The 21,909-nt window shown below is 73.5% G+C and carries 18 protein-coding genes; 5 read left to right on the forward strand and 13 right to left on the reverse strand.

What is annotated here, in order from left to right:
* Nucleotides 1-6 precede the first annotated feature (6 nt).
* A complete protein-coding gene (locus ACP4J0_RS33695) occupies nucleotides 7-1,530 on the forward strand; it encodes an amino acid permease (RefSeq protein WP_426602517.1) in 1,524 nt (507 codons plus the stop codon).
* An 81-nt stretch (nucleotides 1,531-1,611) separates the two neighbouring features.
* Here ACP4J0_RS33695 and ACP4J0_RS33700 read toward each other — a convergent pair whose 3' ends face one another.
* A complete protein-coding gene (locus ACP4J0_RS33700) occupies nucleotides 1,612-1,989 on the reverse strand; it encodes an NTP pyrophosphohydrolase (protein ID WP_426602519.1) in 378 nt (125 codons plus the stop codon).
* A gap of 67 nt (nucleotides 1,990-2,056) precedes the next feature.
* On the opposite strand from ACP4J0_RS33700, the gene ACP4J0_RS33705 reads away from it, so the two are divergent.
* Complete coding sequence (locus tag ACP4J0_RS33705) at nucleotides 2,057-3,073, forward strand: hypothetical protein (protein ID WP_426602521.1); 1,017 nt, start codon at nucleotides 2,057-2,059, stop codon at nucleotides 3,071-3,073.
* 429 nt (nucleotides 3,074-3,502) lie between these two features.
* Here the strand turns inward: ACP4J0_RS33705 and ACP4J0_RS33710 are convergent, their stop codons facing one another.
* The 5 genes from ACP4J0_RS33710 to ACP4J0_RS33730 all read right to left on the reverse strand — a co-directional run bounded on the left by ACP4J0_RS33710 (nucleotide 3,503) and on the right by ACP4J0_RS33730 (nucleotide 10,275).
* A complete protein-coding gene (locus ACP4J0_RS33710) occupies nucleotides 3,503-5,635 on the reverse strand; it encodes a 3-hydroxyacyl-CoA dehydrogenase NAD-binding domain-containing protein (RefSeq protein ID WP_426602523.1) in 2,133 nt (710 codons plus the stop codon).
* The gene (locus ACP4J0_RS33715) at nucleotides 5,632-6,849 is read right to left on the reverse strand and encodes a thiolase family protein (RefSeq protein WP_426602525.1); all 1,218 of its coding nucleotides are present in this window, start codon (nucleotides 6,847-6,849) and stop codon (nucleotides 5,632-5,634) included. The genes ACP4J0_RS33710 and ACP4J0_RS33715 overlap by 4 nt, the downstream gene beginning before the upstream one ends.
* Before the next feature lie 183 nt (nucleotides 6,850-7,032).
* A complete protein-coding gene (locus tag ACP4J0_RS33720; protein ID WP_426602527.1) occupies nucleotides 7,033-8,319 on the reverse strand; it encodes an HRDC domain-containing protein in 1,287 nt (428 codons plus the stop codon).
* 201 nt (nucleotides 8,320-8,520) lie between these two features.
* Nucleotides 8,521-9,183 carry a response regulator transcription factor gene (locus ACP4J0_RS33725; RefSeq protein WP_003972894.1) on the reverse strand — a complete coding sequence of 221 codons (663 nt, stop codon included), beginning with the start codon at nucleotides 9,181-9,183 and terminating at the stop codon, nucleotides 8,521-8,523.
* A gap of 414 nt (nucleotides 9,184-9,597) precedes the next feature.
* Nucleotides 9,598-10,275: a DUF3000 domain-containing protein gene (locus ACP4J0_RS33730; protein WP_426602529.1), complete on the reverse strand. Its 678-nt coding sequence runs from the start codon at nucleotides 10,273-10,275 to the stop codon at nucleotides 9,598-9,600.
* A gap of 173 nt (nucleotides 10,276-10,448) precedes the next feature.
* Here ACP4J0_RS33730 and hemE point away from each other — a divergent pair, with 173 nt between their 5' ends.
* Entirely contained in the window at nucleotides 10,449-11,516 is a 1,068-nt protein-coding gene (gene hemE / locus ACP4J0_RS33735) for a uroporphyrinogen decarboxylase (RefSeq protein WP_426602531.1), read from the forward strand.
* A 105-nt stretch (nucleotides 11,517-11,621) separates the two neighbouring features.
* Here hemE and ACP4J0_RS33740 read toward each other — a convergent pair whose 3' ends face one another.
* Nucleotides 11,622-13,037 carry an FAD-dependent oxidoreductase gene (locus tag ACP4J0_RS33740; protein WP_426602533.1) on the reverse strand — a complete coding sequence of 472 codons (1,416 nt, stop codon included), beginning with the start codon at nucleotides 13,035-13,037 and terminating at the stop codon, nucleotides 11,622-11,624.
* 27 nt (nucleotides 13,038-13,064) lie between these two features.
* A complete protein-coding gene (locus ACP4J0_RS33745; RefSeq protein ID WP_426602535.1) occupies nucleotides 13,065-14,099 on the reverse strand; it encodes a DUF4349 domain-containing protein in 1,035 nt (344 codons plus the stop codon).
* 216 nt (nucleotides 14,100-14,315) lie between these two features.
* Between ACP4J0_RS33745 and hemG the strand changes: the two genes are divergently transcribed.
* The gene (gene hemG, locus ACP4J0_RS33750; protein ID WP_426602537.1) at nucleotides 14,316-15,794 is read left to right on the forward strand and encodes a protoporphyrinogen oxidase; all 1,479 of its coding nucleotides are present in this window, start codon (nucleotides 14,316-14,318) and stop codon (nucleotides 15,792-15,794) included.
* Between the two features lie 4 nt (nucleotides 15,795-15,798).
* The gene (hemQ, locus tag ACP4J0_RS33755) at nucleotides 15,799-16,530 is read left to right on the forward strand and encodes a hydrogen peroxide-dependent heme synthase (protein ID WP_426602539.1); all 732 of its coding nucleotides are present in this window, start codon (nucleotides 15,799-15,801) and stop codon (nucleotides 16,528-16,530) included.
* On the opposite strand, the gene ACP4J0_RS33760 is transcribed toward hemQ, so the two are convergent.
* The 5 genes from ACP4J0_RS33760 to ACP4J0_RS33780 all read right to left on the reverse strand — a co-directional run bounded on the left by ACP4J0_RS33760 (nucleotide 16,531) and on the right by ACP4J0_RS33780 (nucleotide 21,900).
* On the reverse strand, nucleotides 16,531-18,162 hold the full coding sequence (locus ACP4J0_RS33760) for an alpha/beta hydrolase (protein ID WP_426602541.1): 1,632 nt from the start codon (nucleotides 18,160-18,162) through the stop codon (nucleotides 16,531-16,533).
* 120 nt (nucleotides 18,163-18,282) lie between these two features.
* Entirely contained in the window at nucleotides 18,283-19,077 is a 795-nt protein-coding gene (locus ACP4J0_RS33765; RefSeq protein WP_426602543.1) for a TIGR04222 domain-containing membrane protein, read from the reverse strand.
* A gap of 117 nt (nucleotides 19,078-19,194) precedes the next feature.
* Entirely contained in the window at nucleotides 19,195-20,517 is a 1,323-nt protein-coding gene (locus tag ACP4J0_RS33770) for a DUF692 domain-containing protein (protein WP_426602545.1), read from the reverse strand.
* Nucleotides 20,518-20,844: 327 nt separating this feature from the next.
* A complete protein-coding gene (locus ACP4J0_RS33775) occupies nucleotides 20,845-21,009 on the reverse strand; it encodes a hypothetical protein (RefSeq protein WP_426602546.1) in 165 nt (54 codons plus the stop codon).
* A gap of 171 nt (nucleotides 21,010-21,180) precedes the next feature.
* Nucleotides 21,181-21,900, reverse strand: coding sequence for a peptidyl-tRNA hydrolase (locus tag ACP4J0_RS33780; RefSeq protein WP_426602548.1), 720 nt, complete (start codon nucleotides 21,898-21,900; stop codon nucleotides 21,181-21,183).
* Between the last annotated feature and the right edge of the window lie 9 nt (nucleotides 21,901-21,909).

Raw genomic sequence — 21,909 nt, forward strand, 5'->3', positions numbered from 1 at the left:
GTACCCGTGAGCAGAAGTCTCTTCAGGACCAAGAAGATCGAGCAGTCCATCCGGGACACCGAGGAACCGGAGCACGCGCTCAAGAAGTCCCTGTCCGCGCTGGACCTGACCGTCTTCGGCGTCGGTGTCATCATCGGCACCGGCATCTTCGTGCTGACCGGCACGGTCGCCAAGAACAACGCCGGCCCCTCCGTGGCCCTCGCCTTCGTCGTCGCCGGCGTCGTCTGCGCGCTCGCCGCGCTCTGCTACGCGGAGTTCGCCTCCACGGTCCCGGTGGCCGGTTCCGCGTACACCTTCTCCTACGCCTCGCTCGGCGAGCTGCCCGCCTGGATCATCGGCTGGGACCTGGTCCTGGAGTTCGCGCTCGGCACGGCGGTGGTGGCCGTCGGCTGGTCGGGCTACATCCGTTCACTGCTGGACAACGCGGGCTGGCAGATGCCCGCGGCGCTCGGCGGCCGGGACGGCGCCGAGGGGTTCGGCTTCGACATCCTCGCCGCCGTCCTGGTGCTGGTGCTCACCGGTATCCTCGTCCTCGGCATGAAGCTGTCGGCGCGCGTCACCTCGATCGTCGTCGCCATCAAGGTGACCGTCGTCCTCATCGTGATCATCGCGGGTGCCTTCTTCGTCAAGGGTTCCAACTACGAGCCCTTCATCCCGAAGTCGCAGCCGGTCGAGGCGGGCGGGGGCCTGCACTCACCACTGATCCAGCTGATGTTCGGGTGGGCGCCGGCCAACTTCGGCGTGATGGGCATCTTCACCGCGGCCTCGGTCGTCTTCTTCGCCTTCATCGGCTTCGACATCGTCGCCACGGCCGCCGAGGAGACCAAGAACCCGCAGCGCGACATGCCCCGCGGCATCCTCGGCTCCCTCTTCATCTGCACCGCGCTCTACGTCGCCGTCTCGATCGTCGTCACCGGCATGCAGCACTACAGCGAGCTGTCCATCGACGCCCCGCTCGCCGACGCCTTCAAGTCCACCGGGCACCCCTTCTTCGCCGGCGTGATCAGCTTCGGCGCCGCCGTCGGCCTGACCACGGTGTGCATGATCCTGCTGCTCGGCCAGACCCGGGTGTTCTTCGCGATGAGCCGCGACGGACTGCTGCCGCGCTTCTTCTCCCGCGTCCACCCGAAGTTCCGCACGCCGTACCGGCCGACGATCCTGCTCGGCGTCCTCATCGCGATCGTCGCCGGCTTCACCAGCCTGAGCGAACTCGCCGAGCTGGTGAACATCGGCACGCTGTTCGCCTTCGTCATCGTCGCGCTCAGCGTGATCATCCTGCGCCGCACCCGCCCCGACCTGCCCCGTGCCTTCCGCACTCCGCTGGTGCCGCTGCTGCCGATCGTGTCGGTGGCCGCCTCGCTGTGGCTGATGCTGAACCTGCCCGCCGAGACATGGGTGCGGTTCGGCGTGTGGATGGCGATCGGCGTCGTCGTGTACTTCCTCTACGGCCGCAGCCACAGCCGCCTGGGCCTCGGCGAGGAGGCGCCGGCCGGAAGGCCGGCGAAGCCGTCCGGAGGAGACACCCCCTGATCGTCGTCGCTCCGGCCCCGCGTGCCCCGTTCTCGCGGGGAGTCGCGGTGCCGGGCGGCGTGCGCAGGGGCGGGGTCGCCGTCACCCGGGCCGGACGGTCCGCGGCCCCGCCACCTCGGCGCCCAGCTCCGTCACACGGCGGCGGAGCTCGCGGTCGGCCGTGACGACCAGGACAGGACGGCCACCGGCGGCCCGGGCGGTCAGCTCGACCATGTGATCGTCCCCACTGCCGGGCGCCGACTCCACCCGTACGCCGGGAACCGAGTCCACCCCCCGGGCCGCGCCCTCGACGACCAGGACGATCTCCACCCGGCCGGTCCGCCCCGGTACCCCGTCCGCCGCCAGCCGGTCCCGCAACCGCTCCGCGGCCCCGCGCCGGTCCCGCCACCATCCGTCGGGCACGGACCCGACGACGTTCGCGGCGTCGACGATCACGAGCAGGGGTGCGTTGTCGTCCATGGAGGCAGGGTCGCATTGACCCGACCCGCCTCGGGTGAGGCCACGAGCCGCAGATTAAGGTGATCCGGTGAACGGCGAGTGGCTCATACGCGGCCGGGATGGTCGGCTCAGCGTCTATCAGGTGTCCCACGACGCGGTCCTGTGCCGCGCGGAGCGCGTACCGGGCGGCCCTTGGGACGCCCCGCGCAGGGTGGGCGGCGACCAGCGGCTGCACCCCGTCCTGGGCGTCGGACAAGGCACCGACGGGTACGTGCATCTGGTCTCCTGGCGGCCCACGGCGACCGGCGAGGCGGATGTGGTGCACTCCACCCACTTCCGGCCCCTGCTGGCCCCCCTGGACTGGGACTCCGTCGGCCGCCCGGGTGGCAAGGGCGACCGCACCGGAACCCCCGTCGTCTCGGTCGACGACCAGGGACGCGCGCACATCTTCGTCCGCAACGGCGACGGAGGGCTCGGCCTGCGCCCGCAGAAGCAGAAGGGCGGCTGGGGCCCGTGGCGTGACCTCAGGGGTGAGGACCTCCACGACGGCCTCGCGACCGCGGTGGACGGGGCCGGCCGCGTCGCCGCGTACGCGACCGCCCCCGGCCGGCTCGTGCACTGGCGTCAGGAGGCAGCCGGCGCCCGGTTCCAGGACCTGGAGTCGGTGGCGGCCGAGGCCCGCCCGGGCACCCTGCGTGCCCTGGCCACCTCCGCCGAGAACACCACCCTGTTCTTCACCGACGCGTCCGGCCACCTGTCCGCCTGGCGCCCCGGCGCCGAGCCGGTCCCCCTGCTCCCCGCGGCGGGGCCCGGACCGGTCGCGGCCGTCCGCTGCGAACTCGGCGGCCACGACCGCACGCTGCTGGCCCAGTGCTCCTCCTCCGGCCGGGTCGCCTTCGCGGCCTACCCCAGCGAGCAGGAGTCGGCGGGCGTCCGGTGGACCGAGTCCGGGCCGCAACTGCCCGCGGACGCCGAGGTCTCCCTCGCCCTGGACGCCGACGACCGGGTGGTCGCGGCGGTCCTGTCGCCCTCGACGGGACAGCTGCTGCTGGCCCGCCACGAGGACGAGCCGGAGCCGGCGTTCACGGCGTGGCAGGAGGTCTGACGGGAGGCACCCGGAACGCCCGGGGGTGCCTCAGCCCGCGGCGACGGACCGTGGCGGGCCGATGGACGGGTGCGGACGACGGACCGGTGCGGGCGGTGGACCGGTGCGGGCGGTGGACGGAGCCCGTCCTGCTGACGCTGCGCGTGAGCGGTGTCCCCGAGGACGCCTGGCCGCGCACGCCTGGCCGCACACGTCTGGCCGCACACGCCGATGTCGACCCGTGAACCCTGTTCCCGCGCCGCGACCACCACCCGGCGTTGCCTGCCCGGTGACCCTGCCCGGTGGCCCGGACCGGTGGCCCGGACCGGTGGCCCGGACCGGTGGCCCGGACCGGTGACCCGGACCGGTGGTACGCCTCCGCCCCCGCCGCTCCGGAGAGCGACGGGGGCGGACAGGTGCGGGGGACCGGGACGACGGCCCCCGGGGCGGTTACGCCGGGACCGAAGCCACTCCGGGCTCCAGGAACCGCTTCCCGTTCACCCGCTCGGCGACGCCCTCACGGTCCAGGTACGGCGTGATGCCGCCCAGGTGGAAAGGCCAGCCGGCGCCGGTGATCAGGCAGAGGTCGATGTCCTGGGCCTCGGCGACGACGCCCTCGTCGAGCATCAGGCCGATCTCCTGGGCCACCGCGTCCAGGACGCGGTCGCGGACCTGCTCCTCGGTCAGGACGGTGTCGCCCTGCTTCAGCAGCGCGGCGACCTCCGGGTCCAGCTCGGGCCTGCCGCTGTCGTAGACGTAGAAGCCGCGCTTGCCCGCCTCGACGACCGCCTTGAGGTTCGGGGAGACGGTGAAGCGCTCGGGGAAGGCCCGGTTGAGGGTCTCCGAGACGTGCAGGCCGATCGCCGGACCGACCAGCTCCAGCAGGACCAGCGGGGACATCGGCAGGCCGAGCGGCTCCACCGCCTTCTCCGCGACCTCGACCGGGGTGCCCTCGTCGATGACGTTCTGGATCTCGCCCATGAAGCGGGTCAGGATGCGGTTCACGACGAACGCCGGGGCGTCCTTCACGAGGACCGCGGTCTTCTTCAGCTTCTTGGCGACGCCGAACGCCGTGGCCAGCGAGGCCTCGTCGGTCTGCTCGCCGCGGACGATCTCCAGGAGCGGGAGGATCGCGACCGGGTTGAAGAAGTGGAAGCCGACGACCCGCTCGGGGTGCTTCAGCTTCGACGCCATCTCCGACACGGAGAGCGAGGAGGTGTTGGTGGCGAGGATCGCGTGCGCGGGCGCCACCGCCTCGACCTCCGCGAACACCTTCTGCTTGACGCCCATCTCCTCGAACACCGCTTCGATGATGAAGTCGGCGTCCGCGAAGCCCTCGGCCTTGTCCAGGACGCCGGAGACCAGGCCCTTCAGCCGGTTCGCCTTGTCCTGGTTGATCCGGCCCTTGCCCAGCAGCTTGTCGATCTCGGCGTGGACGTAGCCCACACCCTTGTCGACGCGTTCCTGGTCGATGTCGGTCAGCACGACCGGCACCTCCAGGCGGCGCAGGAAGAGCAGGGCCAGCTGCGAGGCCATCAGGCCGGCGCCGACGACGCCCACCTTGGTGACCGGGCGGGCCAGCGCCTTGTCGGGCGCACCGGCCGGACGCTTGCCGCGCTTCTGCACCAGGTTGAAGGCGTAGATGCCGGAACGCAGTTCGCCGCCCATGATCAGGTCGGCGAGGGCCTGGTCCTCGGCGTCGTAGCCCTGCTGGAGGTCGCCGTTCTTGGCGGCGGCGATGATGTCCAGGGCGCGGTAGGCGGCCGGGGCGGCGCCGTGCACCTTGCCGTCGGCGATGAAGCGGCCCTTGGCGACGGCCTGGTCCCAGGCCTCGCCGCGGTCGATGGCCGGACGCTCGACGACGATCTCGCCCTTGAGGACGGACGCGGTCCAGGTCAGCGACTGCTCCAGGAAGTCCGCGCCCTCGAAGATCGCGTCCGCGATGCCGAGCTCGTGGACCTGCGCGCCCTTGAGCTGCTTGTTCTGGTTCAGGCTGTTCTCGATGATCACCGAGACGGCCTTGTCGGCGCCGATCAGGTTCGGCAGCAGCGTGCAGCCGCCCCAGCCGGGGACCAGGCCGAGGAAGACCTCGGGGAGCGAGAACGCCGGGAGGGCGGCCGAGACCGTCCGGTAGGAGCAGTGCAGGCCGATCTCGACGCCGCCGCCCATGGCCGCGCCGTTGTAGTAGGCGAAGGTCGGCACGGCCAGCTTCGACAGCCGCTTGAAGACGTCGTGGCCGCCCTTGCCGATGGCCAGCGCGTCCTCGTGCCGCTTCAGCAGCTCGACGCCCTTGAGGTCGGCGCCGACCGCGAAGATGAACGGCTTGCCGGTGACGCCGACGCCGACGATGTCGCCGTCCGCGGCCTCCTTCTCGACCTGGTCGATCGCGGCGTCGATGTTCGCCAGCGACTGCGGGCCGAGTGTGGTCGGCTTGGTGTGGTCGTGGCCGTTGTCCAGGGTGATGAGCGCGAAGCGCCCGGCGCCCAGGGGGAGGTCGAAGTGGCGCACGTGGGCGCTCGTGACGACCTCGCCGGGGAACAGCTCGGCCGCACCCTTCAGAAGCTCTGCGGTGGTGGTGCTCACTTGTCCCCCTCGAAGTGCGGGTTCTCCCAGACGACCGTCGCGCCCATGCCGAAGCCGACGCACATGGTGGTCAGGCCGTAGCGGACGTGCGGCTGCTCCTCGAACTGGCGGGCCAGCTGCGTCATCAGGCGGACGCCGGACGAGGCGAGCGGGTGGCCGAAGGCGATGGCGCCGCCGTACTGGTTGACGCGCGCGTCGTCGTCGGCGATGCCGTAGTGCTCCAGGAAGGCGAGGACCTGGACGGCGAAGGCCTCGTTGATCTCGAACAGGCCGATGTCGTCGATGGACAGGCCGGCCTGGGCCAGGGCCTTCTCAGTCGCCGGGATCGGGCCGTAGCCCATGACCTCCGGCTCGACACCCGCGAAGGAGTACGAGACGAGGCGCATCTTGACCGGCAGGCCGTTCTCGCGGGCGAAGTCCTCGCTCGCGATGAGGGAGGCGGTCGCGCCGTCGTTCAGACCGGCCGCGTTGCCCGCGGTGACCCGGCCGTGCACGCGGAACGGCGTCTTCAGGCCCGCCAAGTTCTCCAGCGTGGTGCCCGGACGCATCGGCTCGTCGGCGGTGACCAGGCCCCAGCCCGTCTCACCGGCCTCCTCGTTCGTGCGGCGCACGGAGACCGGCACCAGGTCGGCCTGGATCTTGCCGTCGGCGTACGCCTTGGCGGCCTTCTCCTGCGAGCGCACGGCGTACTCGTCGGCGCGCTGCTTGGTGATGCTCGGGTAGCGGTCGTGCAGGTTCTCCGCGGTCATGCCCATGAACAGGGCGGACTCGTCGACCAGCTTCTCGCTGACGAACCGCGGGTTCGGGTCCACGCCCTCGCCCATCGGGTGGCGGCCCATGTGCTCGACACCGCCCGCGATGGCGACGTCGTACGCGCCGAAGGCGACGGAGCCGGCCACCGAGGTGACGGCGGTCAGGGCGCCCGCGCACATGCGGTCGATCGAGTAGCCCGGGACCGAGGTGGGCAGGCCCGCGAGGATGCCGGCGGTGCGGCCGATGGTCAGGCCCTGGTCACCGATCTGCGTGGTCGCGGCGACGGCGACCTCGTCGATCTTCTTGGGGTCGAGGCCGGGGTTGCGGCGCAGCAGCTCCCGGATCGCCTTCACGACCAGGTCGTCGGCGCGGGTCTCGTGGTAGATGCCCTTCGGGCCCGCCTTGCCGAACGGGGTGCGGACGCCGTCTACGAAGACGACGTCCCTGACGGTACGAGGCACGATGGCTCTCCTCCAGGGTGCGGGGTGGCACTGCTGCGGCGCGCATGCACTGAGCGCGCGCTCAGCCCCATGCTACTTGTGGGTAACGTAGCTGCCCAGTCCCCCCGCCTGGAGCGGCGAACGTCACACCGCCGGGTCGCCGCCCCATCTCCGGATCTTGGCCGGAACTCGCCGCTCCGCCTCCTACGACACGCCCTTCGCCAGCGCCGTGACCAGCGCCGGTGTCACCTGTTCCACCTGCCAGGGCCGGGCCCCGTGCCCGGCGAGGGCCGCGCCCACCGACTCCGCGTCGACGGCAGCGGGCGGCTCCCAGCAGACCCTGCGCACCGTGTCCGGACTGATCAGATTCTCCTGCGGCATGTTCAGCCGCTCGGCCAGCGCCGTCACCGCCGCCCGCGCGGCGGACAGCCGGGCCGCGGCGGCCGGGTCCTTGTCGGCCCAGGCCCGCGGGGGCGGGGGACCGGTCACCGGCTGACCGGGCTGCGGCAACTGCGACTCGGACAGACTCCTGGCCCGGTCCACCGCCACCTGCCACTGCTCCACCTGCCGGCGGTTGACCCGCCCGAACCCGTTCAGCGCGGCCAGCGCGTGCGCGTTGACCGGCAGTGCGAGCGCCGCCTCGACGATGGCCGCGTCCCCGAGCACCTTGCCCGGGGAGACGTCCCGGCGCTGCGCGATGCGGTCCCGGGTCTGCCACAGCTCCCGCACGACGGCGAGCTGACGGCGCCGGCGCACCTTGTGCATGCCGGACGTACGGCGCCACGGGTCCTTGCGGGGCTCGGGCGGCGGGGCCGACGCGATCGCGTCGAACTCCTGCCGGGCCCACTCCAGCTTGCCCTGCCGGTCGAGCTCCTTCTCCAGCGCGTCGCGCAGGTCGACGAGGAGCTCGACGTCGAGCGCGGCGTAGCGCAGCCACGGTTCGGGCAGCGGGCGCGTCGACCAGTCGACGGCCGAGTGGCCCTTCTCCAGGACGAAGCCCAGGACGTTCTCCACCATCGCGCCGAGGCCGACCCTCGGGAACCCGGCGAGCCGCCCGGCCAGCTCGGTGTCGAAGAGGCGGGTGGGCACCATCCCTATTTCCCGCAGGCAGGGCAGGTCCTGGGTGGCCGCGTGCAGCACCCACTCCACACCTGAGATCGCCGCGCCCAGACCGGACAGGTCGGGACAGGCCACCGGGTCGATCAGCGCGCTCCCGGCGCCCTCGCGGCGCAGCTGCACCAGGTACGCGCGCTGGCCGTAGCGGTAGCCGGAGGCGCGCTCGGCGTCGACGGCGACGGGGCCGCGGCCGGCGGCGAAGGCGGCGGTCACCTCGGCGAGGGCGTCCGCGTCGGCGATCACCTGCGGAATGCCCTCGCGTGGTTCGAGCAAGGGGGTCGGCGCCTGACTCGCAGAAGATCCGGCGTCGTCCGGAGGAGCGCCTCCGGTGGTTCGCAGGGAACGGTCTGCTGCGGTTTCGTGGGCGTCGGTCACCTGTCAAGGGTATCGGTGGATCGACGGCGCCCGCCGACGGAACGTTCCGTCGGCGGGCGCCGGGGGGTCGTAAACCAGTCAGGTCGGTGAAAGACCCGCTGCGAGGGGAGTACGGGGGAGGGCTTCGGAGGGCGTGGGAGAGGAGTGGGGGGAGGCCGGAGTCGAGCGGTCGGGTTCGGGAGGCGGCGGGTTCGGGAGCGGTCAGTGGATGATGCCCGTGCGCAGGGCCACGGCGACCATTCCGGCGCGGTCGCCCGTACCGAGCTTGCGGGCGATGCGGGCCAGGTGGCTCTTGACGGTCAGGGCGGACAGGCCCATCGAGACGCCGATCGCCTTGTTCGACTGGCCCTCCGCGACCAGTCGCAGTACCTCCACCTCGCGGCCGGAGAGCTCGCGGTAGCCGCCCGGGTGGCTCGGGGCACCCGGGGGGCGGCGGTGCAGGCGTGCGGCGGCGGCGCCGATGGGGGCGGCGCCCGGCCGGGTGGGGAGCCCGACGTTGGTGCGGGTGCCGGTGACGACGTAGCCTTTCACGCCGCCGGCGAGGGCGTTGCGTACGGCGCCGATGTCGTCGGCGGCGGACAGGGCGAGGCCGTTGGGCCAGCCCGCGGCGCGGGTCTCGGACAGCAGGGTCAGGCCGGAGCCGTCGGGGAGATGGACGTCTGCGACACAGATGTCGCGGGGGTTGCCGATGCGGGGACGAGCCTCCGCGACGGACGAGGCCTCGATGACATCGCGTACACCGAGCGCCCACAGGTGGCGGGTGACGGTGGAACGGACGCGCGGGTCGGCCACGACCACCATGGCGGTCGGCTTGTTCGGGCGGTAGGCGACCAGGCTTGCAGGCTGCTCGAGGAGAACGGACACCAGGCCTCCTGGGGGGCGGGACGGGGCCGGCTCGTGGGGGTGAAGCCGGGACGAACCGTGCTTTCAAGGTCACAGTCGTCTTCGGCACCGAACCCGTTCGCCTTTAGAGAATGATCACGATCTGGTGAGTAACAATCCGAGCAATTCGGACACGCGGTCGATCATTCGAAGATCGAACGGTTCCGCACTTTGTCGATACGGGTCCGAAAGTGGCCGTGTCGACAAAGTGACGGAACGTTTCCCGGGCCGGACGAGGACCCGGAGGGCGGAGAGCGGAGAGCGGAGGGCGGAGAAGGGAGAGAGGAGAGCGGAGAGCGGAGAAGGGAGAGAGCGAGGGAGAAAGGTGGGGCGCGGGGGAACGGAGAACGGTGGAGAACGGCCGAACGGAGAAAGCAGGCGGGGACCGGGAATCGCTCAGCGTGACTGCGGGCCGCGTCGCTGCGGCAGCGTCACGATCGACGCGTCGCCCGGCGCGGCCGGCGGAAGACCCGCGACCTGGGCCAGCAGATCGCACCACGAGGCGAGGTGCGTCGCGGTATCCGGGACACCGCCCAGCCCCTCGCGCGGAGTCCAGGACGCCCGGATCTCGATCTGCGAGGCGGACGGGCGCGCCGAGAGCCCCCCGAAGTAGTGGGAGCTCGCGCGCGTGACCGTGCCGCTGGGCTCCCCGTACGCCAGCCCGCGCGCCTGCAGGGCGCCGGTGAGCCAGGACCAGCACACGTCCGGCAGCAGCGGATCGGCGGCCATCTCCGGCTCCAGTTCGGCGCGGACCAGCGTCACCAGCCGGAAGGTGCCCCGCCAGGCGTCGTGCCCGGCCGGGTCGTGCAGCAGCACGAGGCGCCCGTCCGCCAGGTCGTCGTCGCCGTCGACGACCGCGGCCTCCAGCGCGTACGCGTACGGGGCGAGCCGCTGCGGTGCGCGGGTCGCCTCCACCTCGATCTGCGGCCGCAGCCGCGCGGCCCTGAGTGCCTCGACGGCGGCCGTGAAGGCCGGCGGTGCCGTGTTCCCCGTATGCCGGCCCTCCTCCTCGGTGCCCTTCGGTTCGTCCATTCCGCCAGCGCCGTCCGACAGTCGTCCCTGAGCCGCAGCCATGCGGGGAAGATTAAGGGGAACCGCGCCCCGGCGCAGGGAGGGACACCCGCGTGCGGGCGCGATGTCCGGATCACGTGGTGTCGGGCGGCCGCGCGCGGGCGCCCCCACGCCGTCCGCGCGCGGCCACACCCCGTGGTCGGGCGCTGTCGGGGCGACATGCGAGACTTGCCGGTGTGAGTGCCAACCAGAGCCCCGCGGGCAAGCAGCCGACCGCCACGTACGACTCCGCGTTCCTCAAGGCGTGCAGGCGCGAGCCGGTGCCGCACACCCCCGTGTGGTTCATGCGGCAGGCCGGGCGCTCACTGCCGGAGTACCTCAAGGTGCGCGAGGGCATCCCGATGCTCGAGTCCTGCATGCGGCCGGAACTGGTCGCCGAGATCACCCTTCAGCCGGTGCGCCGGCACGGCGTGGACGCGGCGATCTACTTCAGCGACATCGTGGTCCCGCTCAAGGCCATCGGCATCGACCTCGACATCAAGCCGGGCGTCGGCCCGGTGATCGAGAACCCCATCCGCACCCGCGCGGACCTGGCACGCCTGCGCGACCTGACCCCCGAGGACGTCTCCTACGTCACCGAGGCGTACGGCCTGCTCACCCGCGAGCTCGGCGCCACCCCGCTGATCGGCTTCGCGGGCGCGCCGTTCACCCTCGCGAGCTACCTCGTGGAGGGCGGCCCGTCCCGCAACCACGAGCACACCAAGGCCCTCATGTACGGCGACCCGCAGCTGTGGGCCGACCTCCTGGACCGGCTCGCCGACATCACGGCCGCCTTCCTCAAGGTGCAGATCGAGGCGGGCGCGAGCGCGGTCCAGCTCTTCGACTCCTGGGTGGGCGCCCTCTCGCCCGCGGACTACCGCCGCTCGGTGATGCCCGCCTCGAGCAAGGTCTTCGAGGCCGTCGCCGGGTACGGCGTGCCGCGCATCCACTTCGGCGTCGGCACCGGTGAGCTCCTCGGCCTCCTGGGCGAGGCCGGCGCGGACGTCGTCGGCGTCGACTGGCGCGTCCCGATGGACGAGGCCGCCCGCCGTGTCGGCCCCGGCAAGGCGCTCCAGGGCAACCTGGACCCCGCCGTCCTCTTCGCCACCCCGCAGGCGGTCGAGGCCAAGACCCGCGAGGTCCTCGACGCGGCGGCGGGCCTGGAGGGCCACGTCTTCAACCTCGGCCACGGCGTCCTGCCCGCCACCGACCCGGACGCGCTGACCCGCCTCGTGGAGTACGTGCACACGCAGACCGCACGCTGAGGCGTCTTCGACCGGACCGACGGGACGGCGTGGCCTGCCTCCTCATGCCTGCCGCTTCAGGCCTGAAGCCCCTCAGGCCCGAAGCCCCTCAGGCCTGAAGCCCCCTCAGGCCTGCCGCCCCACCGCCTTCGCCGCCTTGCGGGCGGCCACCAGCACGGGGTCCCACACCGGTGAGAAGGGCGGCGCGTACCCCAGGTCGAGGGCCGTCATCTGCTCCACCGTCATCCCGGCCGTGAGGGCCACCGCGGCGATGTCGACCCGCTTGCCCGCGCCCTCGCGGCCGACGATCTGGACGCCGAGCAGCCGGCCGGTGCGCTGCTCGGCGAGCATCTTCACCGTCATGGGGGAGGCGCCCGGGTAGTAGCCGGCACGGCTGGTGGACTCGATGGTGGCCGTCACGAACCGCAGCCCGGCCCGCAGCGCGTCCTTCTCGCGCAGTCCGGTCCGCGCGATCTCCAGGTCGCAGACCTTGCTGACCGCCGTGCCGACCACGCCCGGGAACGTGGCGTAGCCGCCGCCCGCGTTGGTACCGATGACCTGGCCGTGCTTGTTGGCGTGCGTGCCGAGCGGGATGTGCCGCTCCTGCCCGGAGACCAGGTCGAGCACCTCCACGCAGTCGCCGCCCGCCCAGATGTTCTCGTGCCCGCGCACCCGCATGCCCAGGTCGGTCAGGAGTCCGCCGTGGACGCCGAGCGGTAGACCGGCGGCCCCGGCGAGCGCGGTCTCGGGGCGTACGCCGATGCCGAGCACCACCACGTCCGCGGGAAACTCGGCGTCCTCGGTGGCCACCGCCCGGACCCGGCCGTCGTCCCCGGTGAGCACCTTGGTGACCTCGGCGCCGTTCACCATGGTGATGCCGAGACCCTCCATGGCCTCGTGCACCATGCGGCCCATGTCCGGGTCGAGCGTGGACATCGGCTCCCGGCCGCGGTTGACGACCGTCACCTCGTAGCCGCGGTTGATGAGCGCCTCGGCCATCTCCACGCCGATGTATCCGGCGCCGACGACCACCGCGCGCCGGCCACGCGTGCGTGCCAGCGTGTCGAGCAGCGCCTGCCCGTCGTCCAGCGTCTGCACCCCGTGCACGCCCGGCGCGTCGATGCCCGGCAGGTCGGGGCGGATCGGGCGGGCGCCGGTCCCGATCACGAGCTTGTCGTACGACGTCCAGGACTCGGCCCCGGAATCGACGTCACGCGCGCGTACCCGCCCGCCGGCGACGTCGATCTCCGTGACCTCGGTCCGCATCCGCAGGTCGATGTCACGGGCGCGGTGCTCCTCGGGCGTCCTGGCGATCAGCCGGTCCCGGTCGGCCACGTCGCCGCCGACCCAGTACGGGATGCCGCACGCCGAGAACGAACTGAAGTGGCCGCGCTCGAACGCCACGATCTCCAGCTCGTCCGGGCCCTTCAGCCGGCGTGCCTGGGACGCCGCGGACATCCCCGCGGCGTCACCGCCGATCACGACCAGTCGTTCCTTCGGAGCCTTCGTGTCCCTCGTGCCGCCCGCAGTGCTCATGTCCATGCGAACACGCTACGGGGGCGGGGCATTTCAGTCCCGCCCGCCGGGCTCGTCGCCGTGCGCGGCGTCCCGGCGCGTGGCCTCGGGCGCCGGACGGGCCGTCGGCAGCGGGACGGACGCGGCGGAGGGGGCCGTCCCGGGCACCGGTGCCGGGCGGCGCGGCAGCCGGGGCCGTACCACCCGCAGCCACAGCAGCACGAGCAGCGCCGCCACCGCGGCGAACGGCAGCACCGCGCCGAGGGCCACCGCCACCCAGCGCAGCATCGTCACGAAGGCGTCCCAGCCGCCGGCCAGCGCGTCCGTGAACCCGGGGTCGTCGTCCTTCGCCGCCCGCTCCACCGGCGTCTCGGACAGGGAGAGGGTGATGGTGGCCAGGCTCGTGCGGTCCTCGAGGGCCGCCTGCCGGGCGAGCAGCGCCTCCAGCTCCGCCTGACGGCTGCTCAGTTCGCCCTCCAGGGTCACCACGTCGCTCAGTTTCGTCGCCCGGTCCATCAGCTCGCGGATCCGGGCCACACTGGCGCGCTGCGAGGTGACGCGGCTCTCCACGTCCACGACCTGCTCGGTGACGTCCTCGGCCTTCGACCTGCGCTCGAGGAGTTTCCCGGCGCCCTCCAGCTCGTCGAGCACCTCCTCGTAGTGCTCCACGGGGACGCGCAGTACGACCTCGGTCCGCTCGTGGCCCTCGTCGTCCCTGGTGGTGGTCTCGTCGCCGACGTAACCGCCCGCGTTCGCGGTCGCGGTGCGGGCCGCTTCGAGGGCCTTCGGGGCGTCCTTGACCCGCACGGTCAGGGAGGCGGTGCGGATGATGTGGGCCGGGGCGAGCTCCGGCGGCGCGGTCGCTTTCGCGCCGTCGGCCTCGCCGCCCGCGGCACCGGCCCGGCCGTTCGCGGCCGAGTCCTCCCGGGGCGCGGTGGCCTCCTCGGCGGCGCTGCCGGAGTCGGAGCCGCCGCCCGCCTCGGAGCAGCCGGTGAGGGCGAGGGCCGCGGCCAGCAGCAGGCCGGCCAGGGCGCGGGCGGGCGGTGCGGTACGGCGTACCGGTCGTGGTGCTGTGCGGCGTACGTGCATGGCGGGTACCCCCGAGGGTCGTGACGGCTGACGCTCCTCCGACGCGGGTGAAGGGGCGGACGTTGACGCGGAACGGTTCCGAAGAGGTCACGGTCCGGACTCGCGGGACCTGCGCCGGCCTGCGCGGGCCTCGCGGCGCGCCTTCGGGACCTGTGGCACACGAGCGGGGCCACCCGGCCCCCTGGCGGTGTCCGTGCGTTCTGAGACGCTGGGGGCATGTGCGCAAGTGAGAGCCCCGCGGGTGGGATCCCCCCGGAGACGGGGCATGTCGTCGTCGTAGGAGCCGGAATCGCCGGACTGGCCGCCGCCCACCGGCTGCTGGAGCGCGGCACCCGGGTGACCGTACTGGAGGCCTCCGACCGCGTCGGCGGCAAGCTGCTGCCCGGCGAGATCGCCGGAGTCCGCGTCGATCTCGGCGCCGAGTCGATGCTGGCCCGCCGCCCCGAGGCCGTCGGCCTCGCCCGCGAGGCCGGCCTCGCCGACCGCCTCCAGCCTCCCTCCACCGCGACGGCCTCCCTGTGGACCCGCGGCGCCCTGCGCCCCATGCCCAAGGGCCACGTCATGGGCGTCCCCGGCACCGCCGCCGCCCTGACCGGCGTCCTCTCCGACGAGGGCCTCGCCCGCATCGAGCGCGACGCCGAACTGCCCCGCACCGAGGTCGGCGACGACGTGGCGGTGGGGGAGTACGTGGCGGCGCGCCTCGGCCGCGAGGTCGTCGACCGCCTCGTCGAACCGCTGCTGGGCGGCGTCTACGCCGGCGACGCGTACCGCATCTCGCTGCGCTCGGCCGTGCCCCAGCTCTTCGAGGCCGCCCGCACCCACACCTCGCTCACCGAGGCGGTGCGCGCCCTCCAGGGCCGGACGGCCACCTCCCCGCCGAGCGGCCCGGTCTTCATGGGCATCGAGGGCGGCATCGGCACCCTCCCCCTCGCGGTCGCGGAGTCGGTGCGCGCGCGGGGCGGCGAGATCGTCACCCACGCGCCCGTGACGGAGCTGCGCCGCACCGCCCCGGACGGCTGGCGGATCACCGCGGGCGACCGGGTGCTGCACGCCGACGCGGTCGTCGTCGCGGTCCCCGCCCGCCCCGCCGCCGAGCTGCTGCGCGCCGAAGTCCCCGCCGCCGCGGCCGAGCTGTCCGCCGTGGAGTACGCCTCCATGGCCCTGATCTCCCTCGCCTACCGCCGCGCCGACGCCGCCGCGCTCCCCGAGGGCAGCGGCTTCCTCGTGCCGCCGGTCGACGGGCGCACCATCAAGGCGGCCACCTTCGCCTCCCGCAAGTGGGGCTGGATCGCCGAAGAGGACCCGGACCTGGTCGTCCTGCGCACCTCCGTCGGCCGGTACGGCGAGACGGAGATCCTCGGCCGCGACGACGACGGCCTCGTGGCGGTCTCCCGGCGCGACCTCGCGGAGGCCACCGGCCTCACCGCCGAACCCGTCGCCACCCGCGTCACCCGCTGGCAGGACGGCCTGCCCCAGTACCCCGTCGGCCACCACGCGCGCGTGGCCCGCGTCCGCGGACACGTCGCGAAGCTCCCGGGCCTCGCGGTGTGCGGCGCGGCCTACGACGGCGTCGGCATCCCGGCGAGCATCGCGAGCGCGTACGCGGCCGTGGACCGGCTACGGGGTGACCCGCGCGGTGTGGAGCGGCTCACCGCCCACCCGGTGCAGAGCCTGCACGGCGGAGCGGGAGAATAGGGCCATGAGTGACGACGCCTCCACCCCCGCTGCCGACCGGATCCCCAACAAGGGCAAGCTGGCCAAGGACCTCAACGAGGTCATCCGCTACACCCTCTGGTCCGTCTTCAAGCTCAAGGACGTGCTGCCCGAGGACCGTGCGGGCTACGCCGACGAGGTCCAGGAGCTGTTCGACCAGCTCGCCGCCAAGGACGTGACGATCCGCGGCACGTACGACGTGTCCGGTCTGCGCGCCGACGCCGACCTCATGATCTGGTGGCACGCCGAGACCGCCGACCAGCTCCAGGAGGCGTACAACCTCTTCCGCCGCACCAGGCTCGGCCGTGCGCTGGAGCCGGTCTGGTCGAACATGGCGCTGCACCGCCCCGCCGAGTTCAACCGTGCGCACATCCCGGCGTTCCTCGCGGACGAGACGCCGCGCGACTACATCAGCGTCTACCCGTTCGTGCGGTCCTACGACTGGTACCTGCTGCCCGACGAGGACCGCCGCCGGATGCTCGCCGACCACGGCAAGATGGCCCGCGGCTACCCGGACGTGCGCGCCAACACGGTCGCTTCCTTCTCCCTCGGCGACTACGAGTGGATCCTCGCCTTCGAGGCCGACGAACTGCACCGCATCGTCGACCTCATGCGCCACCTGCGCGGCTCCGAGGCCCGGATGCACGTCCGCGAGGAGATCCCGTTCTACACGGGGCGCCGCAAGGACATCGGCGAGCTGGTGGCAGGGCTCGCCTGATCAAACCGTCGGTGCCGCCGCCTGCGTCGGCTGCGGCACCGGCCCGGTCGCGGGCCTCGGCTCCGGTTCCGGGCGCGGGGCGCACGACGTGTCCCGCGCCGGGAGGCCGCCGTCCAGCAGGTACGCCTCCAGGTGGCCGTTGACGCAGGCGTTCGGGCCGCCCGCGACGCCGTGCGTCCCGGCGCCCCGCTCGGTCACCAGCACCGAGCCCGACAGCCGCCCGCGCAGCTCCAGCGCGCCGCCGTACGGAGTGGCCGCGTCCCGCTCGGCGGCCAGGATCAGCGTCGGCGGCAGCTCGCCCGGCCCGGTGCGCACGTCGAGGGGGCGCTGCCGGGGCGCCTGCCAGTAGGCGCACGGCAGGTTCGTCCACACGTTGTCCCACGTCTCGAACGGCGCCCGGCGTGCCAGCCGCGTGTTGTCCCGGTCCCAGACCGCGAAGTCGGTCGGCCAGGGCGCGTCGTTGCACTCGACGGCCGTGTACACGGAGCTGGAGTTCTCCGCCCCGGCCGTCTCCTCCTCGGTCCGCGTACCGGCCTGGTCGATCAGCGGCCGCGGATCCCCCTTCAGATACGCCGACAGCGCCTCGGCGCGGTGCGGCCAGTAGTCGTCGTAGTACCCGGCCCGCAGGAACGCGCTCTGCAACTGCGCGGGGCCCACCGTCCCGCCCGCGGGCTCCGCCGCCAGCCGCGTGCTCGCCTCCTCATAGCGGTGCTGCACCTCCTGCGGCGTGTCCCCGAGCCCGTACACGGCGTCGTGCGCGGCGATCCACGCCTTGAAGTCCGACCAGCGGACCTCGAAGGCCGCCGACTGGTCGAGGTTGTTGCGGTACCAGATCTGTCCGGGGTCCGGGTTCACCACCGAGTCGAACACCATCCGCCGCACGTGCGCCGGGAACAGCTCGGCGTACAGCGCCCCGAGATAGGTGCCGTACGACGCGCCCATGAACGTGAGCCTCTCCTCGCCCAGCGCGGCCCGTACGACCTCCAGGTCACGGGCGTTGTTGAGCGAGTGGTAGTGCCGCAGCGCCTCCCCGGCCCGTTCGGCGCAGCCGCGCGCGTACGCCTCGGCCTCGGCGGCGCGCCGCCTCTTGTACGCGGCCGAGGGCTGCGTCGGCGCCGGCCGGGGCCCCTCGACGAAGTCGCCGGGGTCCTGGCAGGACAGCGGCGCGGAGGGCGCGACCCCGCGCGGGGCGTACCCGACGAGGTCGTACGCCGCAGCGATCCGCTTCCACTCGGGCACCATGCCCACCAGCGGGAAGTGCAGCCCCGAGGCGCCCGGACCGCCCGGGTTGTAGACCAGCGCGCCCTGCGCGGGCACCTCGCGGGTGCTGTTGTCGGGGTCCTCGCGGGTGGCCCGCACGCGGCTGACGGTGAGCCGGATCCGCTTCCCGTCGGGGTGCGCGTAGTCGAGGGGCACGGTGACCGTGCCGCAGCGCATGCTGCCCGGCAGGTCCTCCGCCTCGGGGCACCTGCCGAACGAGATGCCGGCGGCCGCCGCCCGCTGGGCGGCCACGGCGGTGCCGCGCGCCTCGGCGGACCCGGACGACGTCCCCGCGGTCGCCTCCGCCGGGGCGGTGGCGAGGGTGGCCAGCAGCAAGGACCCGCTGGCCGAGTAGAGGGCGGCAGCCCGCATCGCGTATCCCTTCGGTGCACGGTGTGACACAAGGGATGTTTGGTGCGGCGACCGGGCAGGGCAAGCACCGCCCCCGGGTGTCGGCCTCGAGTGCCTCCGTACGCCCCCGCTTCCGGTGCGTCAGGCCCGGCGTTCCCAGTGGTCCCCGGGGTGCTCCTCGCGGTGGGCGAAGGCCGCGCGCAGGTCCGGTTCGCCGATCGCGTGGACGCCGCGCACGGCGACCGACGTGAGGTAGGTGCGGTCGTCCGCGGTGCCGTCGGCGTGCCGGACGAGGGCGCCGACCAGTCGCTGCCCGGCCGGGGAGGCCCAGCGCGAGTACGGGTGGACCTCCATCCGCGTGATCGCTAGGCACCCCAGGGTCAGGGTGAGCGGCAGCGCGAACCACAGGGCGATCAGCAGGCGCGGCTGGTCCGCGGGAAGCGGCATCGCCAGGGCGGCGACGCCGAGCGCGCACACGGTCACCGCGGCGACCCGCACCCCCCGGACCCCGGCCGCGACGCCCCGGTGGCCGTCCGGCACGGCGAGGCCCGCGCCGACCAGCCGCTCGGCCAGGCCGCGCACCGCGTCCGCGGACGCCGCGGTGGCCCGTACCGGTGCTATGCGGGACTGCCCCTCGGGTCCTATCGCCCCTATGACCGACCGTTCCATGTCGTCCCGCCCGCACGGGTCGACGACGGTCGCCCAGCCGGTGTGCGCGAGCAGCAGCCGGCGCTGGCGTGCCATGGAGACCAGTGTCAGGTCGGCGACCCTGCGAGGACCACCGGCCAGGAACGCCGCCTCGTACAGCGTCAGCGCGTGCTCACGGTCGACGGCGCCCGGATCGGCGGCCGCGGCGCGCACCGCCGCCAGACACAGCCGCAGACAAGCGATACCGGCGACGGCCCAGGCCGGCAGGAGGAGAAGGACCCAGAACATGCCGTACTTCTATGCCAAAGGCTTTCGCGGGCGCCATGCCCTGTTCACATTCCGGGACGCAGTGTTGTGGGTATGTGACGTTCCGTTTGGCGTCGTCCCGGCGATGCCGTGCCCGGGTCAACGGCGCAGCAGAACACGCCTGGTCGCACGGGCCCACCGGGCCCCCGGGCGCTCCGACCGCGGCACCGGCCCCGAGCGCTCCAGCCACCACTCCCGCAACTCCAGCCGCACATCGGCATCCTGCGGACGGCCGGTGCCCATCAGGTGCTCGACGAAGCCGAGGGCGTCGCGCCGGTAGCCGCCGGTCATCGGGCGCCCTTCGGCGTAGGCGAGGAAGGCGGGCCGGTACTCCGCACCGAGGATCACCGGCAGTTCGGGCGCGACCTTGGCGACCACGTCCGCCCGTTTCCCGGCGAGCGCCCGGGCCTGCACCCCCAGTCGTACCCGGTCGAACCCCTCGGGCACGGGCGTCCCGGCGACCAGCGCGGACAGCAGCGCGGCCTGCGCGAGGCCGAGCCGCTGACGTACGGCGTCACCGGCGCGGGGCACGTCCCGCGTGGCGCGCGGCGCCGGCGCCCCGCCCCCGGCGAGCGCCGTACCCGACGCCCGCCCCTTCTCCACGGCGGCGCGGATCGCCGCCACCTCGCCCTCCAGCTCCTGCGCCTCGGGGAAGTTCTCGTCGCGCTCCAGCAGTATCCCCGGCGGCGCCACGCGCGAGGCGAGGTCGGCCAGGATGTCGAGCACGGGCTGCGGAACGGGGTGGGCGTGACTGTCGTGCCAGACGCCGTCCCGCTCGAAGCCGCCCGCGACATGGACGTAGGCGATGGCCTCCAGCGGCAGTCCGGCGAGCGCCTCGGCCGGGTCCTCACCGCGGTTGACATGGTTGGTGTGCAGGTTCGCCACGTCGATCAGCAGCCGCACCCCCGTCCGGTCGGCCAGCTCGTACAGGAACTGTCCCTCCGTCATCTCCTCGCCGGGCCAGGCGACGAGAGCGGCGATGTTCTCCACGGCGAGCGGCACGGGCAGCGCGTCCTGTGCGATGCGCACGTTCTCGCACAGCACGTCGAGGGCGTCTCGGGTGCGCGGCACGGGCAGCAGGTGTCCCGCCTCCAGGAGCGGCGAGGCGGTCAGCGGCCCGCCCGCCCGGACGAACGCGATGTGCTCGGTGACCAGCGGCGACCCCAGCGCCTGAGCCCGTTCGGCCAGCGCCGTCAGCCGTCCCGCGTCCGGCCGTTCGGCACCGCCGAGCCCGAGCGAGACGCCGTGCGGCACGACGGTCACCCCGCGCTCGCGCAGCCGCAGCAGCGAGTCGGGCAGATGCCCGGGGCAGAGGTTCTCGGACACGGCCTCGACCCAGTCGATGCCGGGCATCCGCTCGACGACGTCCGCGATCTCCGGACGCCATCCGATACCGGTTCCCAGTCGCGGCGTTCGCTGCATGGTTCCCTCCCCTCCTGCGCACATGCCGGGGGTATCGCCCGCCGGGCCCGGCCCGAACCCCGGGGAGGGCATGTTCAGAGCAACATTTGAGGTTCCTGGCGGAGCCGGGCCGTCGGCGAGGACCGCGCCTGATCAGCACCCACGGGTGACCGGCCGGCACCGAGGTGGTGTCGGCCGCGTGGACGGGCCCGGCACGTCCCACGTTGCGGCGCGAGGCGCCACCGCGGCCCGGCCGGCCGGCTCGGCACCCGCTCGGCAACGGGGATGCCGGGGCCGGTCCGACCACGGCGTACGCCGGGCTTCGGAACTCCCGGGCCCCGGTCGCCGTCAGCCGGGGATGACGACGTTGTGGATCTCGGACAGCCGCGGCGAGGCGTCCGGGAACCCGGCCGCCTTCGTGGCGGGGACGATGACCGGCAGGTAGGCCTCGAGGGCCTCCCTGGACTCCCACACGTCCACCACACGCAGGCCGTCGGCCGTGACGACGGCCACATGGCCGAGCAGGCCGGGGGCGGGGCGTCCGGAGCGAGTGCCGGCGGTGTCCTGGACCTCGTCTTACTGCTCGGCGGTGACACCGGGATATTCGATCTCCATCAGAAGTGCCATCACCACATTACGGCCGGGTCGCGCGCCGTGCCCCGCCCGGCGGACCGGTGCCCTCGCCTACCGCAGCGCCGGGTGATCCGCCACCACCGTGCACGACCCCGGCGCGATCTCCGTGTACCCGGCGTCGCGGACCACCGGCAGGCCGCTGGTGGTGAGGCCGCCCCAGCGGGCCGGGTCGGCGGTGCGCACCGCCAGCGGGAAGCCCGCCTCGCGCCACGCCGCCCGCTCACCGTCCGACAGCTCCCACCAGGCGAGCTGGGCACCGTGCCCGGCCTGCGCCATCGCCTTGCCGGCCGACATGTCCAGGTCGGGGCTCATCCAGAGCACCGGCGCGGAGAGGTCGGCGTCGACCGGCGGCTCCGGGTCGTCGAGGTCGGTTCCGGAGACCTGGAGCCGGGCCAGGTCCTTGGGCCAGCCGTCCAGGGGGACCGGCGGGAAGACCCGTACCTCGGCCGTCTTCCCGGTGACCGTGATGCCGGGCAGCGCCTCGGCGCGCCGCCACTCGGCGCCGCGCGCCCGGCGCACCACCTTGCGGATGCGCGCGTCCTGCCAGTCCCGCATCGCCCGCGCCCACGCGCCGTCCCCGGTGGACCGCTCGTCGCCGAGCATCACCAGCACCGCCCGCGCCGCGGTCTCCAGCGCGTCGGTACGGGGCGGCGGCGCCGCCCGCTCGATGCGCACGACCAGCGGAAGGACGAACTGCGGCGCGAGATCGCGGTCGCCGGGCTCGGCGCGGAAGGGACTGTCGGGGACGGGAGTCGTCGGATCGTTGCTCACGCCCACCAG

The sequence above is a fragment of the Streptomyces sp. WG7 genome, assembly GCF_049975785.1.
Lineage (GTDB): Bacteria > Actinomycetota > Actinomycetes > Streptomycetales > Streptomycetaceae > Streptomyces.

Coding starts and splice junctions, on each gene's coding strand:
- ACP4J0_RS33765 (WP_426602543.1), bottom strand. CDS start 19,077: ATGTTCTGGGTCCTTCTCCTCCTGCCGGCCTGGGCCGTCGCCGGTATC.
- ACP4J0_RS33700 (WP_426602519.1), bottom strand. CDS start 1,989: ATGGACGACAACGCACCCCTGCTCGTGATCGTCGACGCCGCGAACGTC.
- ACP4J0_RS33740 (WP_426602533.1), bottom strand. CDS start 13,037: ATGGACATGAGCACTGCGGGCGGCACGAGGGACACGAAGGCTCCGAAG.
- hemG (WP_426602537.1), top strand. CDS start 14,316: ATGTGCGCAAGTGAGAGCCCCGCGGGTGGGATCCCCCCGGAGACGGGG.
- ACP4J0_RS33745 (WP_426602535.1), bottom strand. CDS start 14,099: ATGCACGTACGCCGCACAGCACCACGACCGGTACGCCGTACCGCACCG.
- ACP4J0_RS33760 (WP_426602541.1), bottom strand. CDS start 18,162: ATGCGGGCTGCCGCCCTCTACTCGGCCAGCGGGTCCTTGCTGCTGGCC.
- ACP4J0_RS33730 (WP_426602529.1), bottom strand. CDS start 10,275: ATGGCTGCGGCTCAGGGACGACTGTCGGACGGCGCTGGCGGAATGGAC.
- ACP4J0_RS33770 (WP_426602545.1), bottom strand. CDS start 20,517: ATGCAGCGAACGCCGCGACTGGGAACCGGTATCGGATGGCGTCCGGAG.
- hemQ (WP_426602539.1), top strand. CDS start 15,799: ATGAGTGACGACGCCTCCACCCCCGCTGCCGACCGGATCCCCAACAAG.